The sequence below is a fragment of the Deltaproteobacteria bacterium HGW-Deltaproteobacteria-4 genome (assembly GCA_002841765.1).
Classification (GTDB): Bacteria; Desulfobacterota; Desulfuromonadia; order Desulfuromonadales; family UBA2197; genus UBA2197.
The window spans coordinates 52,146-66,420 of sequence record PHAV01000005.1 but is presented as its reverse complement, the minus strand read 5'-3'; the positions used below and the strand labels follow the sequence as shown (position 1 = coordinate 66,420).

The window sequence follows — 14,275 nt, the reverse complement described above, 5'->3', positions numbered from 1 at the left end:
ATGGCGATGGCGAACGGGATAACAGGAGCAGTGATCGATCTCTCCCCTTTGGCCACAGCTGTGGAGAGTGCCACGGCGACAATTGGCAAGGAAACTGCTCACGACCTGTCGATTTTTGACGACAAAACAGCGGGAGACAATTACACTGCACCGGAATTTCTTTTCGGTGAAAAACCACCTTATCCGAAGCAGGCAGAACGTAACGGCTGGGCGGGGACTGTGCTTTTAAATTTATCGATCAATGCCAACGGTGAGGTGGAGAAGGTGGGGATAAGCAAAAGCTCGGGATATAGACTCCTCGATCAACAAGCACGCCAAAGTGTCGGTGCCTGGCGTTTTAAGCCGGCCCGGCGTAACGGCATGAGCATTGCCGTCACCGTCCAGCAGCCGATCATCTTCCGCGCCACCCCCCCGAAAAAAGTCCAATGACCTCTATTCGCCAGCAATTGCAGCGCAGCCTCCTGTTGACGATCGCCGTCGTTGTTTTTTTGATGACGATCGCCTTCTTCCTCGTTGAAATCGTCTCCTTTCGGCAGCTCGTCATCGAGTCGGTCGTCCCCAAGGCCGAGCTAGTGGCAATCCATCTACGCCGCCCCCTGGCAATGCGCGATTCCTGGAGTGCGCAGGAGATCCTTGCAACCCTGGCCACCGACCCGTCCATTGAAGGGGCGTATCTCTTTAATCAGCAGACGCAACCCTTTGCCTATTATCAGCAGAACCAGAACACCGGTGGGATAAATTTGCACGATGTGAAGTTGCCGCTCCTTAACAAGGCGGAGATCCTGCCCCTCCTCGCCACTAACTCGCATCATATTCTTTTTTCCTGGCAACACCTTTCGGTCTTTGTGCCGATCGTGCATAACAACGAAACGATCGGGACGGTTTATGTCGTCAGCACCCTGATTCCTTTTTACCTGCGACTCCTTTGGTGGCTGCTGGCGGCCATTGCAGCAACAGCGATTGCGATCTTTACCGGGCTGACGATTGCCCGCAAACTCCAGGAACGGATTACCGAACCGATCAGTGAACTGGCCGGGATGATGCATGTTGTCACGCAGGATGGAGATCTGACGCCGCGCGCCGAAGTTCGGGGCCAGGGAGAGATTGCCATCCTGACCCACGGCTTCAACCAGATGCTGGAGGCGATCAAACTCCGGGATGACGAATTGTTAACGGTCAACTTTGGTCTAGAGGAGAGGATCGCCGAGCGAACCCAGGATTTAAACTGCTCGTTACAGGAAAAAGAGCTGCTGCTGCGGGAAGTTCATCACCGCGTCAAGAATAACCTGCAGATCATCTCCAGTCTGTTGTCTCTGCAAATGAAGAAAATCTCTGACCCGCTGGCAAAGGAAGCGCTGCGTACCAGCCTGAGCCGGATCCGTTCAATCTCCCTCATCCATGAAAAACTCTACCTGGCCGGTCGGCAAAGGCCGGACAATGATCTCGGCACTTATCTGCGCGATCTCTCGGGGGAGATCTTCCGTCTGCATTCGATTGCCCCGGAGCGGATCCAGCTGCAACTTGATCTGGCCAGCGTTGAGACCGATTTTGATCGCTTGATCCATCTCGCCTTGATCTTCAACGAACTTCTCACCAACACCTTCAAACACGCTTTTGCCCCGACTGAGTCGGGGAGGGTGAAGATTCGACTGCGGCGCCGCAGGAATCAGGTCATCCTCACCGTTCAGGACAACGGCAAAGGGCTCCCCGACAACTTCCTGCTTGAAGCAACACCGACGGTCGGATTACAGCTGACCAGCAATCTCGTCCGGCAGGCGAAAGGTCAATTCAATCTTCTGCGCAACGATCCTGGGACCGAAGCAGTCGTTTCCTACCCTCTGGCCGCTTCATGATGAGGAGATCCTACCGGCATGGCTGAGCAGACACGCATCTTAATCGTTGAGGACGAAGCGATCATCGCCATGGATCTGCAGGAGACCCTTGCTGAAGCCGGTTACGCGGTTATCGCCACTATTGCCAGCGGCGAGGAGGCGTTGGCGCTTTGTGCCAAAGAGATCCCCGATCTGGTGCTGATGGACGTCCACCTGCAAGGGCGATTAAACGGCATCGAAACCGCTCAACAGTTGCGGGAAAGCTATGCCGTCCCCTCTGTTCTCCTGACCGCGCATTATGATCCTCAGACCTTGGCTGCAGCACAACAAGCGGGGGTCTCTGCCTACCTGATCAAGCCGTACGATCAGCGGGAACTTTGTGCCACCCTGGCCACAGCCCTGACCCGCGCCCGAAACGAAGGAGAGCTGCAGCGTCAATTACAAGAACTCCGCTGCGCCCCTGCGGCCCTGTCGGGACCGAACCCGGAGCTGCTGAAGATCTGTACTCTCTGCACACCTCCGACTCTGGAGTTTCAGGGAAGAACGGTCCGGGGTGATCTTTTCCCCCGGACGCAACGCGAGATGCTCGCCCTCCTCTTGTCAGCACCCCACTTAAGGGTTGACCGGGAAGTCCTGGAAACAGAGCTTTGGCCGGAGAGCCCGGCCAAACAGTCCCGCTCCTCCTTTGATGCGACGCTGGGACGATTGCGCCGGCTCTTTAATACAGAGACCGGGAGTTCGGCAGGGATGGATATCTTCAGCTTGAAGAACGGGGTCGTTGCCATTGAAAATTGTTGCGTCGATCTGCACCGCTTTAAAACCCTGGACGAAGAAGGGACCGCCCTGCGGCGTAACGGTGATGAGGATGCGGCGATCGGCGCGTTGGTCAAAGCCGTTGCTTTGTGGCAGGGGGAGTTTCTTGCAGGATTTTCCAGCCACCACAATGTTCTGACTCTGCGCCAGTACAACACCCAACGCGTCTTTGATCTATCGCTGTGGCTGGCAGAAGCTTTTGTACAACGCCGGCGCAGCGAGGAACAAATGGCGGCATTGCGTCTCGCTTTGCAGGCGATTCCGACCAGTGAAAAGACCGCCGGAACCCTTTATCTTCTTCTGCTTTCCCTGGAGCGCGCCGAAGAAGGGAAAGCCCTACTGAAGGATTTTGCCAGAGAACTCAGACGGGATGGTCTGGAGCAGCAACAGGTGTTGTTGATCATGCGCCGCATTGAGCAGCGCGCAAACTTCGAGCGTTGCCAGCGCCGTACGACTTGATAACCTTGTCAGCCGATTTCCTTCCCCTCACTGCGAAGCGTCGTCTCCAGCCCCAGCATTGAATTTCGCCGCGCCCGCGCCAAAACCGCCAACGCCACCTCCCCCGCGCCACCGCTGTGCAGCACCGTTGCACAGATCCGTGCCGTCGTCCCGGTCGTCATGACATCGTCAATCAGCAGTACTTTCTCCCCCGCCAGGGGTCGGGTTAACGCAAAGGCCCCGCGGAGATTATTGTGCCGCTCCCGCGCCGTCAACCCGGCCTGCGCCACCGTCGGCAGGATCCGGATCAGGAGACGGGAATCGACAGGGAGCTGCCGGCGGCGCCCAAGTTCACGGGCAATCAGCAGGGATTGATTATAGGTGCGTTGACTGAGGCGGTGGGGATGCAGGGGGACCGGAACGATGAGGTCGGGAATCCAGGCAGGGGCAGTGCGCTGCCAGATCGTTTCCAGAAGACCGGCAAGGGGGCGATCGAGAGCAATGCGGCCATCAAACTTGAAGCGATGAATGGCGTGGCGCAGCGCCTCTTCATAAAGGCCGGCAGCGACGGTCCAGGAAAAATCCGGCGGTTGCAGGAGGCATTCCCCGCAAACATGATCGCCGCCACCGATGGTGGCAAAGGGGAGAGCGCAGCGAGGACAACATGGGGAGGTGACGGGGAGAAAGCCGTCAAGACAACACGAACAGAGGGAGGGATCGGGTGACTCCCCGCGGGGGGCATGACAAAGGAGACAAAGGGGGGGAAAGAAGAGATCAAAGCAGTTCTTCACTTCGGAGTAAAACCCGGACCCGATCATTTCCCCTCCTGCTCAGGATCTCTTCAGGACTGCAAAAGACTCTTTCCCGTCATTTCTGCGGGTTGCGGCAGGCCCAAAAGCTCGAGGATCGTCGGCGCCAGATCAGCGAGCCGGCCACTTTCATCCTGACGTAACGAACGGTGCGCAGCGTCGACGAGGAGGAGGGGGACACGGTTCGAGGTATGGGCGGTGTGCGGCTTGCCGGCGGCATCGGTCATCTGCTCACAGTTGCCATGGTCAGCGGTAATCAAGGCCGTCCCTCCGGCTTGCAGGAGGCACGCAACCAGGCGGCCGATGCAGGCATCGACCGTCTCCATCGCTGTAATCGCCGCCGGAATGATGCCGGTATGACCAACCATGTCGGGATTGGCAAAATTGAGGATAATCAAGGCATAGCGGCCGGATTGCACGCGTTCAATGGCGGCGTCAGTCACCGCCACGGCACTCATTGCCGGCTGCAAATCGTAGGTTGCCACTTCCTGGGGCGAAGGAATCAGAACCCGGTCTTCTCCCGGTGACGGCACTTCCGAGCCGCCGTTAAAGAAGAAGGTGACGTGCGCATACTTCTCAGTCTCGGCAATCCGCAACTGAGCCAGACCGGCGGCAGAGACGACCTCCCCAAGGAGCTGCGGATAGCTTTCGGACGGGAAAGCCACAGACAGAGGAAAGGTTTCGTCATACTCTGCCATACAAACGTACGCTGCCAGCCGGGGGGTGTGGGGGCGCGCAAAGGCAGAAAAGTCAGGATCAGTCAGTGCCCGGGTAATTTCCCGCGCCCGATCTGAACGGAAGTTAAAGAAGATCACCGCATCATTGTCGTTCATCTGCGCCGGTGCCTGGCCGGGGGGAGTAATGATCCAGGGCTCGACAAATTCGTCATTCTGACCGGCATTGTAAGCCGCGGCGATGGCGGTGGCGCTGTCGGCAGCAATCTGCCCCTCGCCCTGAACCAGAGCCCGCCAGGCCCGCTCGACCCGATCCCAGCGATTGTCACGATCCATGGCATAATAGCGGCCGATGATCGTAGCAATTCGCCCGCCGCCGAGCTTGACCATCTTTGTCTCCAGCTCTGCAAGATACTGCGCAGCGCTGCGCGGCGGCGTATCGCGGCCGTCGAGGAAGGGGTGGATGAGAATCTCTTCGACGCCTTGATCCCGGGCCATCTTGATCAGAGCATAAAGATGGGTATTGTGTGAGTGGACGCCGCCATCGGAGAGGAGGCCCATGAGGTGGAGCTTCCCCTTGCCGCCGGCAACTGCTTGCATCGCTGTTAGCAGGGCCGGATTGGTAAAGAAATCGCCGTCGGCAATACTTTTACTGATCTTGGTCAGATCCTGGTAGATGATACGCCCGGCGCCGATATTGAGATGCCCGACCTCGGAATTCCCCATCTGCCCGTCCGGCAGGCCGACATCGAGCCCGGAGGCGGCCAGGGTCGTGGATGAGTACTGAGCAAAGAGGGCATCGAGATGCGGGGTCCGCGCCGCAGTTACCGCATTTCCCGGCCCCGGATCCGCATTCCCCCAGCCATCAAGGATCAGCAAAGCGACGGGCGAACTCATACCGTGCCCCAGGTTTCCCGTTCACCATGATGAATCGGCCGCAGCTGCGTTGTTGCCGTCATCGCTCCCCGCAGCGACTGCCGGCCGACGACACTCAAACTCGCCCACTCACCGCAGTCAGGGCAACGACTCTGCCACTCCCGGCTCTCCTCGCCGCAAGAATCACAAACATATCCAATGGCGAGACGAGAGGTGATACCCAGGGCCTTTTTGTACTGTTGAATAGCGATATCAAGACGCCCGCGCCGGCTGTGCCCTTCGGCGAGGAGAAGATGAATCTGCGGCGAATCAACGCCGGAGCTCTCGACCATTTGCAACTGCTCCAACCCTTCTTCAATCATCTCCAGCCGCAGACAGAGTTTGCCATAAAAGAAGCGGAGCATGAGGTCGTTAGCCTTCTCACGCACGAAATCGCGATAAAAACTCAGGAGCGTCGCCGGATCCCCTTCGTCGAGAAAGAGGGCTTCGAGACGCTCAAGGAAGACGCCGCGGCCAAGGGCTCGATAACCTTCCTCCCAGACAGAGGAAGCTTCTAGGGGCGTCCCGAGGCGCCGCAGAACATCGCCGAGAGAGACATGTCCGGGTAAAAAGTCCGGCGCGTCTTTGACAATCTCCTGCAGGGCGGCCTTGGCACTCTTGAGTTCCTTTTCATCGCCGCTCAGCCCTTGGCAGGCCACCTCGTAACGGAGCGACAGCAGACGCCGCTCCTCTTCCTGTTGCCGGGTTGTTCCTTCGGCAAACTTCAGAATCTTTTTTTGCAGTTCGAAAGATTCTTTCCACTCCCCTGCCCGTATGCGGAGGTCGCGCAGGGCCCGCAGGGCTTTGCGGTTATTCTCAGCCTTGCCAAGAATCTCCCGGTAGGTTTGTGCGGCATCATCCCAGCGCTGCAAAGAGTCATAAACGCTCGCCAGCTTGAAGAGGACTTCAAGACTGCGCGGGTCGACATTGCGGGCGCGACCGAGTAAGGCTACCGCCTCTTCGGGTTGATTCTCCTGCACGTGAACATTTGCCATCGCCAGATAGGTCTCGACCCGGGCAGGATCGCGATCGAGAGCCCGCTGCAAATGGATGCGGGCCTTCTTCATGTCCCCGGAGAGGAGACGACTGACTCCCTCGCGGTAGATCGAGATGACTTCGCGATTACGCCGTTCCTGGCGATCGGCCTTCAGGTTTTTCACCATCTGCCGCAAAGTACTGAGCAGGTAAAGGACAAAACCGATAAAGACTCCGATGAGAATGCAGCCGACGGCGATCACCGCGAGAGAGGAGGTGATACTTTCCCCCGGATAATAAAAAATGGTCACCATCTGCGGGTTGAGTCCGGAGAAGTAGATGAACCACGTCATGAACAGGATCGTCAGCAACAGAAACGACATAATCGTCATTTTACTTCTCCTTGGGCAGCGCCCACGAAAAAAATGGATCGGGAGGGCGGAACTGTTTCGTTTGCTTGCAACTCGGGCATTACTCGCCGAAACGTTCGACTTCCGTCTTACATTCTATGCAATAACGGGAAAAAGGACGGACTTCCATCCGCTTCGCGGCAATCTCCTCGCCGCAGCGGACACAAACGCCGTAATCCCCCTGTGCCAGAAGCTCAAGAGCGGCATCGATATCGCGAATCTTTTGCCGCTGGACTTCAGAGAGATTATAAAGGAGATCGCGATCATAAGAGCGCGTCGACATATCACCGATATCCGGGACATCTTCCGTGTCGAGTTGTCGGGAAGCTTCGCCCGTTGCCTGCACCTCGCGGAGGACGTCACGTCGCAAACGTTCGAGTTCTTCCTTTGCCGCGGCCAATCGCTGAGCATCCATGCAGACCTTCACTCCCTAGCGGTTATGATACGGTTCATTACGCAAAATGGTCAGGGCGCGATAAGTCTGTTCAAGAAGAAGCAAACGCGCCAACTGATGCGGAAACGTCATCTTTGATAAAGAGAGGCAAAGATCGCCGCGCGCCTTGACTGCATCGCTTAAGCCGTATGCCCCGCCGATCACCAGAATCACTTCGTCCGGACCATAAAGCATGCGTTCCCCGAGAAATGCAGACCACGCTTCGGTGGTCAACCCCTTCCCCGCTTCATCGAGAATAACGACAAAGGCTGAAGGAGAAAGTCGTTGCAAGATCCGCCCCCCTTCCTCCACGCGGCCAAAACGGACATCCCCTTTCGTCCCGCCGCCGCTCGCCTCGCGCAATTCGATGGTCTCAAAGGGGAGGTAGCGGCCGATCCGACCGCCATAATCCTCGACTCCGCTCCGAATCCCTGCGGCAGAGAGGCGGCCGACACACAGCAGGCGGAGCTTCACCCCTTGTGCACCGCCGGATTGTCCTCGGGGACCGGGACCTCGATCGCTTCACGCCAAAGGCCGTCAAGGTCGTAATAGTCGCGCACCGGTTCATGAAAGACGTGGACCATGACATCCCCGTAATCGAGGAGGACCCAGCGCCCTTCCTTGACCCCTTCCACCGCCATCGGCGGGAGATCATGGTGAAGCTTGAGCCCGACGCGCACGGATTCAGCAATCGCCTGCACCTGGCGATCCGACTGCCCGGAGGCAATTACCAGATAATCAGTGAGAGAAGACAGGCCGCGAACATTGAGGACCCGCACATTGAGTGCTTTTTTTTCAAGGGCATAACCGGCACAGAGTAAAGCACGATCTTTCGAGAGCAAGGGATTATAGCCTTTCGCGGCCCCGGTAAAGGGCGTGTTGTTCAATATACTCCGCGACCGGAGTCGGAAGGAGATAGCGGACCGAGCGTCCGCCTGAAAGAAGCTGGCGAATGTAGGTGGAAGAGATATCCAGATAGGTCTCTTCGAGAAAAATAACCCGGTTCCCACTGACATGCAGCAGTATTTTTCCGGTCGGATCATAGCAAAACTCCGGGCGGATCGCAACCGGGAGGAGCGCAAGAAGATCATCACACTCAACGCCAGGCCGCCGGGTGACGACCAGATTCGTCAGTGCAAAGAGACGACGATAGTCATACCAGATGGCGAGGTCGCGAAAAGAGTCCATCCCGATCAGAAAGAAGAAATCGTAATCCGGATAAAGGGAGTGCAAGCGCTCAAGAATCTTCACCGAATAGTTTTTGCCGGGATGTTTCCCTTCCAGATCGGAAACGCTGAAGGCGGGATTGCCGGTAATGGCGGCCGCGACCATGGCCAGACGCTGCGCAAAGGAGGGTGACTCGTCGGGCAACGTCTTATGGGGCGGAGCGGCGGTCGGCAGGAAGAGGACCTGATCGAGTTGACAATATTCCCGGGCTTCTTCGGCCAGGCGCAGATGCGCCAGGTGGATAGGGTTAAAAGCACCGCCAAAGACCCCCAGCCGTTGGCGACCCGGAGTCGCTGCGCTTGTCACTGTTACCTCTGCCTGCGGTTCAGATCGGTCGCCCCCCCGCTTCGGCCAGACGCCTGGCAGCGGTGCGGAGGAGGCGCTCGGTCGTTTCCCAACCGATGCATTTATCAGTAATCGACACCCCGTAAAGGAGCTGCGACGGATCTTCGCTGGTGGATTGGCTGCCATCACCGAGATTGCTTTCGATCATCACCGCACGGATATTGGGATTACCGGCGATAACCTGATCGATCACACTGGTCAGGACTTCCTCCTGGCGGTTGTGATCCTTATAGCAATTGGCATGACTGCAATCGACCATAATGGCGCTGCTGACCCCCCCCTTTTCGAGAAGAGCCGTCGTTTTGGCAATGTCTTCCGGAGAATAGTTGGGGGCATCATTGCCGCCGCGCAGGACGATATGGACATCGGGGTTGCCGACGGTCGAGACGATCGAGGTCTGTCCTTCGTTGTTGATACCGATAAAGCTGTGCGCCGAGCGGGCCGCCTTGATGGCATCGACGGCGATCTGCAGATTGCCGTCCGTGCCGTTCTTGAAGCCGACCGGAAAGGAGAGTCCACTCGCCATCTCCCGATGGGTTTGTGATTCCGTCGTGCGTGCGCCGATCGCCCCCCAACTGATCAGGTCGGCGAGATAATGCGGGGTAATCGGATCGAGCATCTCGCCGGCAATGGGGATATTCAGGGCATTCAACGCACAGAGGAGAGCGCGGGCGACGCCGAGGCCCTTGGAGATCTGGTGCGAACCGTTCAGGTCCGGATCATTGATCAACCCTTTCCAGCCGATGGTGGTGCGCGGTTTTTCAAAATAGACGCGCATGACGCAATAGATCTGCTCACCGATCTCCGCGGAGAGCTTTGCGAGACGTGCCGCATATTCCAGCGCCGCTTTAGGGTCGTGAATCGAGCAGGGACCGATCACCGCCATCAAGCGCGGATCGCGATTATTGAGGATATCGACGATGATCTCGCGGGAACGGGTGACTTCGGCCGCACCCCGCTCACTCAACGGGAAGACCTGCTTCAAATCGTTCGGGGCAATGATCGGGGTCAAGCCCCGGACACGCAGATTATTGGTCCGCAACATAAGGAAACCTCATCGCTAATTTCTTTAATGTTCTTTCATTCTTGGGGAGGGGGCACTGTAGCGATTTTTCATGTAAAAGTCAAAAAAACTCGCACCATTTTCCGGCAGAAGCCGTTGACAGTGATAACGTCTTTGCGTATAAACAACCCAACGGTCGAGGGTCTTCGCCCCCCGTCTTTGTCGAGATCCTTTTCTAACCCTTCCTACTACCCTGAGGCCACCGTGCGCATTACTCCGATTGACATCCAGCAACAGCATTTCAAAAGTAAAATGATCGGCGGCTACGACCAGGAAGAGGTTGATCGCTTTCTTGAACAGGTCGCGGAAGAGCTTGAAATTCTGACTGTTGACGGCCAGCAGTTGCGGGACGATTTAAGTCGGACAAAACTGGCTCTCGAAGATTTGCAAAACCGGGAAGCAACCCTGAAAGAGACCCTCCTCACCACTCAGCGCATGACAGACGATCTCAAAGCCAACGCCCGGCGCGAAGCCGAGCTGATTACTGCCAATGCACAACTGCGAGCCGAACAAATCCTGCTGCAGGCGGAAGACCGGCGCCAAAAGATGATCACCGAAATTCAAGCCCTGCGCCGGGAGAAGGTCGCCTTCGAAACGAATCTTCGCATGGCGATCGAGAGTCATCTGCGCCTTCTTGATGTCGGCTTTGATCCTTCCTACCATGAAGCCCCCAAGAGTGCCCCCCTGACCCCGGCGCCGCCTCTCCCTGACGCCGACGACGATTCCTTTTCTTATTGATCCCCGCCTGGCTGCAGATTCGCGATCATGGCGTTGTCATCCACCTCCTTGTCCAGCCGCGGGCGAGTAAAAACGAGGTGATCGGGGCACTGGGGGAGGAACTGAAGATCCGACTCACCTCGCCGCCGGTCGAAGGGGCGGCGAACCGCCTATGCTGTGAATACATCGCCAAAAAACTTGGCCTGGCGAAAAGCGCCGTGACGCTGGAGGCCGGCGAAACCTCCCGCCACAAACGCCTCTTTCTGTCGGGGGTCAGCGCCGCCCAGGTCCTGGCTGCCCTCACTGCTCCCGCCTCCTACCTGAAGAAATAACCCGCCGTGTTCCCCCTCCCTCCCTGTTACTGAAAGTAGTATAGCGCCGCGCCCCCCACCAGCCAGCAGTATAATGAGAAGTAATAAAGACGCTTTTTGCGGATAATCCCGAGAAGGGCGTGAATACAGATCAATCCGACCAGACACGATATGCCGGCCCCGGCGAGATAGATGCCGATTTCGCCCTGGGGCAGATGTTCAACGTCCTTGAGCGAAACCAGTGCCGCGCCGCCGACTGCCGGCAGGGCAAGCAAAAAGGAGAATCGCGCGGCGGTCTGCCCCTCGACCCCGCGCAGCATCAAGGCGGCAATCGTCGCGCCGGAACGCGAAATACCGGGAAGGACCGCAATCCCCTGGGCAAGGCCGGTGATGAGGCTGTCGGCCAGGGTCAGGCGCTTGCGGCCAGAGGAACGAAAACGTTCGGCGACAAAAAGGAGCAGGCCGGTGACCAAGAGGAGCCCCCCGACAACCAGGGGGCGATGAAAGAGCACTTCAACCGTATCTTTAAGGGTCAGTCCGATGATCGCCGTCGGGATCGAACCGACAATCAATAAACGGAGATAGCGCCGCTCCTGTACCGCCTTAATGTCATGCCGGAAAGGCGCGGTCAACAGTTGCTTAAGGTCCTGGCGAAAATAGATGATCACCGCCACCAGGGTACCGAGATGGAGCGCGACGTCAAAGAGGAGGCCGGGCTGTTCGAAACCGGGCATCAACTGCTGCGCCAGGGCCAGGTGCCCGGACGAAGAGACCGGGAGAAACTCCGTCAACCCTTGCAGCACTCCCAATAAAAGTCCCTCGCTCAGTGTCATTCTCGATTCTCTCTTCCTATGGTTGCATAATGAGCAAAGGCAGGATCACCGGGCGACGGGCCATGCTGCGATTAAAGTAGCGGCCCAGTCCCTTACGGATTTCGATAGTGAGCTCAGCCGGAAGCAACGCGCCGCTTTCGAAATGATTGGCGACCAACTCCCGCACAATCTCCGTCGCGTCGGCAAGGCAATCCTGGCCCCCTTCTTCGCCGACAAAACCGCGGGTCAGCAGCTCCGGACCGGCCATGATTCGGCCATCGTCCGACAGGGTGAGAAAGACGGCGACCACTCCGTGACTGGCGAGGTGGCGGCGATCGCGAAGTTCTCCGGGGCCGAGATCACCGACCCCTTTGCCATCAACATAGATTCGTCCGGTATGTACCCGCGTTTCCCGGCGAAAGCCGTTCGCATTCAGGAGCAGCGGCTGGCCGTTATCGATAACGATCGCCTCCAAACCCGCCATCCTCAGAGATTCTGCTAACTGCGCGTGGCGGACGAGATGGCGGTAATCGCCGTGCACCGGCACAAAGTAACGGGGCCGGGTCAGAGCGATCATCTGCGTCAGCTCCTCCTGGCTGGCATGACCGGAGACGTGCATGCCGTTCGCCCCTTCATACCAGACATCGGCACCGCGGCGGAAGAGATGATTGATCATCTCGGCGATGGTCTTCTCGTTGCCGGGGATGAATCGGGAGGAGAGGATGACGGTGTCGCCGCTCTGCAGAAAGATTTCTTTATGGTCGTCGGTGGCAATGCGTGCCAGGGAAGAGCGCGGCTCCCCCTGGCTGCCGGTCGAAAGGATGAGGACCTTATCCCGCGGCAGGGTCCGCAGCTCGCGAACATCAATAAAGAGATCGTCGGGAGCGTGCAGACAATCGAGTTGCCGGCTGATCGCCACACTCTGCGCCATACTCCGGCCGTTGATCAGCACTTTACGGCCGACCTGCCGGGCCGCATCCAGGACCTGTTGAATGCGATGGATATTGGAGGAGAAACTGGCGACCAGGACCGTGCCGCGGCAAGCCGGTAAGCGCTGCCGCAACGCTTCGCCGACACAGCGCTCGGAGAGGGTATGGCCGGGGCGCTCAACATTGGTCGAATCGGACAGGAGGGCAAAGACCCCGGCTTCGCCATAAGCGGCGAGACGGGCCAGATCGGTCATCTCCCCGTCGATCGGCGTGGCATCAAGCTTGAAGTCGCCGGTATGGACGATCAGCCCGGCGCTGGTGCGAATAGCAAAACCGACACCATCGGCGACCGAGTGGGTGACACGAAAGGGCTCGACCTGAAACGGCCCGAGGTCAAAAGAAAGGCGGGGAAGGATCGTGACCAGTTCCACCTTTTGCTTGAAACTGTGTTCCACAAGCTTGCCGCGCAACAACCCGAGAGTCAGCTCGGTGCCATAGACCGTGGGGTAGCCGAGACCATCAAGGAGGTAGGGAATCGCCCCGATATGATCTTCATGGCCATGGGTCAGAAGGAGGCCACAGATATCGTCTCGCCGCGTTTCGAGGATCCGCACATCGGGAAGAACGAGATCGACCCCGAGCATGCTGGCATCCGGAAACATCAAGCCACAGTCGACCAGCAGGATAGCCCCTTGCGATTCAATCGCCATCATATTCAGACCGATTTCGCCGAGTCCGCCCAAAGGCAGAAGGCGGATCGTCGCCGGATCGGTCAAGGGCGACCAGGGCATAAAGCCTGAATTCTTCATGCCACGCTCGGCGGCGACGAAAGAGCCGAAGTAATCCGCGCCTCGACCTCCGCAATCAGTGCATCGCGCTCCTTCATCCCCAGCCCCGCAGTCGACAACGCCGGAAAGATACGCAAATGCACCTCCCCGGAGTGGATCAGCCACGAACTCTTCAACATCAAGGCGGCGCTGCCATCGATGGCGATCGGAACAATCGGCGCCTGCGCCTGCAGTGCCAGCACAAATCCGCCCTTCTTAAAGGGGAGTAACGCCCCGTCCGGGGAACGCGTTCCTTCCGGAAAGATCATGATCGAGGTTCCGCCCGCCACCTGTTGCGCCGCTTTATTCATACTCTGGATCGCCAGTCGGCGGTCCTTGCGTTCGACCGGAATATAGCCGGCAATGCGCATCGTCAAGCCGAAAAGAGGGATGCGAAAGAGTTCGGCCTTGGCCAGCCAGCGGAACTGGACCGGGAGGGCGGCAAAGAGGAGGGGAATGTCAAAATTCCCTTGATGATTCGACATGTAAACGGCCGGACCGTGGAGGGGGAGATGCTCGAGCCCTTCCACCGTCAGGCGCACCCCCCCCAGCCAGAGACAGCCCCGCGCCCATTGCCTGGCGCTGGTGTGCAGACGCTCTTCGCCGCCGAGGAGCGCCGAGATCAGCAAGTAGCCGATACAAAGGAGGGTAAAAGGAAAAAAGTTAATGTAGAAAAAGATGGTTCGCAGCAATGAGGAGTCTCTCCAGTATTAAATGCCGTAACTTACGGAAGAATCAGAAGGTA

Annotated in this window: 16 protein-coding genes; 5 read left to right on the top strand and 11 right to left on the bottom strand. The window is 58.0% G+C overall.

What is annotated here, in order from left to right; genetic code table 11:
• The 3 genes from CVU69_04500 to CVU69_04490 are packed head-to-tail and all read left to right on the top strand — an operon-like array spanning position 1 to position 3,104.
• Positions 1-429: a hypothetical protein gene (locus CVU69_04500; GenBank protein ID PKN12964.1), complete on the top strand. Its 429-nt coding sequence runs from the start codon at positions 1-3 to the stop codon at positions 427-429.
• Entirely contained in the window at positions 426-1,853 is a 1,428-nt protein-coding gene (locus CVU69_04495) for a hypothetical protein (GenBank protein ID PKN12963.1), read from the top strand. The genes CVU69_04500 and CVU69_04495 overlap by 4 nt, the downstream gene beginning before the upstream one ends.
• 18 nt (positions 1,854-1,871) lie before the next feature.
• Entirely contained in the window at positions 1,872-3,104 is a 1,233-nt protein-coding gene (locus CVU69_04490) for a hypothetical protein (GenBank protein PKN12962.1), read from the top strand.
• An 8-nt stretch (positions 3,105-3,112) separates the two neighbouring features.
• Here CVU69_04490 and CVU69_04485 read toward each other — a convergent pair whose 3' ends face one another.
• The 8 genes from CVU69_04485 to CVU69_04450 form a co-directional block, all read right to left on the bottom strand.
• The gene (locus CVU69_04485) at positions 3,113-3,901 is read right to left on the bottom strand and encodes an amidophosphoribosyltransferase (GenBank protein PKN12961.1); all 789 of its coding nucleotides are present in this window, start codon (positions 3,899-3,901) and stop codon (positions 3,113-3,115) included.
• Between the two features lie 23 nt (positions 3,902-3,924).
• On the bottom strand, positions 3,925-5,463 hold the full coding sequence (locus CVU69_04480) for a 2,3-bisphosphoglycerate-independent phosphoglycerate mutase (protein ID PKN12960.1): 1,539 nt from the start codon (positions 5,461-5,463) through the stop codon (positions 3,925-3,927).
• Positions 5,460-6,848 carry a hypothetical protein gene (locus CVU69_04475; protein ID PKN12959.1) on the bottom strand — a complete coding sequence of 463 codons (1,389 nt, stop codon included), beginning with the start codon at positions 6,846-6,848 and terminating at the stop codon, positions 5,460-5,462. The genes CVU69_04480 and CVU69_04475 overlap by 4 nt, the downstream gene beginning before the upstream one ends.
• A 79-nt stretch (positions 6,849-6,927) precedes the next feature.
• Positions 6,928-7,281: a hypothetical protein gene (locus tag CVU69_04470; protein ID PKN12958.1), complete on the bottom strand. Its 354-nt coding sequence runs from the start codon at positions 7,279-7,281 to the stop codon at positions 6,928-6,930.
• Positions 7,282-7,296: 15 nt separating this feature from the next.
• Entirely contained in the window at positions 7,297-7,773 is a 477-nt protein-coding gene (locus tag CVU69_04465) for a 50S rRNA methyltransferase (protein PKN12957.1), read from the bottom strand.
• Positions 7,770-8,141, bottom strand: a complete 372-nt coding sequence (gene rsfS, locus CVU69_04460; GenBank protein PKN12956.1) for a ribosome silencing factor — start codon at positions 8,139-8,141, stop codon at positions 7,770-7,772. Before rsfS ends, CVU69_04465 begins: the two co-directional genes overlap by 4 nt.
• A gap of 4 nt (positions 8,142-8,145) precedes the next feature.
• Positions 8,146-8,832, bottom strand: coding sequence for a nicotinate (nicotinamide) nucleotide adenylyltransferase (nadD, locus tag CVU69_04455; protein PKN12955.1), 687 nt, complete (start codon positions 8,830-8,832; stop codon positions 8,146-8,148).
• Positions 8,833-8,851: 19 nt separating this feature from the next.
• On the bottom strand, positions 8,852-9,916 hold the full coding sequence (locus CVU69_04450) for a 3-deoxy-7-phosphoheptulonate synthase (protein ID PKN12954.1): 1,065 nt from the start codon (positions 9,914-9,916) through the stop codon (positions 8,852-8,854).
• Positions 9,917-9,943: 27 nt separating this feature from the next.
• Between CVU69_04450 and CVU69_04445 the strand changes: the two genes are divergently transcribed.
• Together CVU69_04445 and CVU69_04440 are read left to right on the top strand one after the other, a co-directional pair.
• Entirely contained in the window at positions 9,944-10,672 is a 729-nt protein-coding gene (locus CVU69_04445) for a hypothetical protein (protein PKN12953.1), read from the top strand.
• Positions 10,672-10,983: a hypothetical protein gene (locus CVU69_04440; protein ID PKN13046.1), complete on the top strand. Its 312-nt coding sequence runs from the start codon at positions 10,672-10,674 to the stop codon at positions 10,981-10,983. The genes CVU69_04445 and CVU69_04440 overlap by 1 nt, the downstream gene beginning before the upstream one ends.
• 26 nt (positions 10,984-11,009) lie before the next feature.
• Here CVU69_04440 and CVU69_04435 read toward each other — a convergent pair whose 3' ends face one another.
• Genes CVU69_04435 through CVU69_04425 form a run of 3 tightly spaced genes read right to left on the bottom strand, consistent with a single transcriptional unit; the run spans position 11,010 to position 14,222 of the window.
• Positions 11,010-11,795: a UDP-diphosphatase gene (locus CVU69_04435; GenBank protein ID PKN12952.1), complete on the bottom strand. Its 786-nt coding sequence runs from the start codon at positions 11,793-11,795 to the stop codon at positions 11,010-11,012.
• A 16-nt stretch (positions 11,796-11,811) separates the two neighbouring features.
• Positions 11,812-13,494, bottom strand: coding sequence for a ribonuclease J (locus CVU69_04430; protein PKN13045.1), 1,683 nt, complete (start codon positions 13,492-13,494; stop codon positions 11,812-11,814).
• Between the two features lie 14 nt (positions 13,495-13,508).
• Positions 13,509-14,222: a 1-acyl-sn-glycerol-3-phosphate acyltransferase gene (locus CVU69_04425; GenBank protein PKN12951.1), complete on the bottom strand. Its 714-nt coding sequence runs from the start codon at positions 14,220-14,222 to the stop codon at positions 13,509-13,511.
• Between the last annotated feature and the right edge of the window lie 53 nt (positions 14,223-14,275).

What these genes read in the sequence shown, in the direction of transcription:
- CVU69_04500 (PKN12964.1), top strand. Translation starts at nt 1, where the DNA reads ATGGCGATGGCGAACGGGATAACAGGAGCAGTGATCGATCTCTCCCCT.
- CVU69_04495 (PKN12963.1), top strand. Translation starts at nt 426, where the DNA reads ATGACCTCTATTCGCCAGCAATTGCAGCGCAGCCTCCTGTTGACGATC.
- CVU69_04490 (PKN12962.1), top strand. Translation starts at nt 1,872, where the DNA reads ATGGCTGAGCAGACACGCATCTTAATCGTTGAGGACGAAGCGATCATC.
- CVU69_04485 (PKN12961.1), bottom strand. Translation starts at nt 3,901, where the DNA reads ATGATCGGGTCCGGGTTTTACTCCGAAGTGAAGAACTGCTTTGATCTC.
- CVU69_04480 (PKN12960.1), bottom strand. Translation starts at nt 5,463, where the DNA reads ATGAGTTCGCCCGTCGCTTTGCTGATCCTTGATGGCTGGGGGAATGCG.
- CVU69_04475 (PKN12959.1), bottom strand. Translation starts at nt 6,848, where the DNA reads ATGACGATTATGTCGTTTCTGTTGCTGACGATCCTGTTCATGACGTGG.
- CVU69_04470 (PKN12958.1), bottom strand. Translation starts at nt 7,281, where the DNA reads ATGGATGCTCAGCGATTGGCCGCGGCAAAGGAAGAACTCGAACGTTTG.
- CVU69_04450 (PKN12954.1), bottom strand. Translation starts at nt 9,916, where the DNA reads ATGTTGCGGACCAATAATCTGCGTGTCCGGGGCTTGACCCCGATCATT.
- CVU69_04445 (PKN12953.1), top strand. Translation starts at nt 9,944, where the DNA reads ATGTTCTTTCATTCTTGGGGAGGGGGCACTGTAGCGATTTTTCATGTA.
- CVU69_04435 (PKN12952.1), bottom strand. Translation starts at nt 11,795, where the DNA reads ATGACACTGAGCGAGGGACTTTTATTGGGAGTGCTGCAAGGGTTGACG.
- CVU69_04430 (PKN13045.1), bottom strand. Translation starts at nt 13,494, where the DNA reads ATGCCCTGGTCGCCCTTGACCGATCCGGCGACGATCCGCCTTCTGCCT.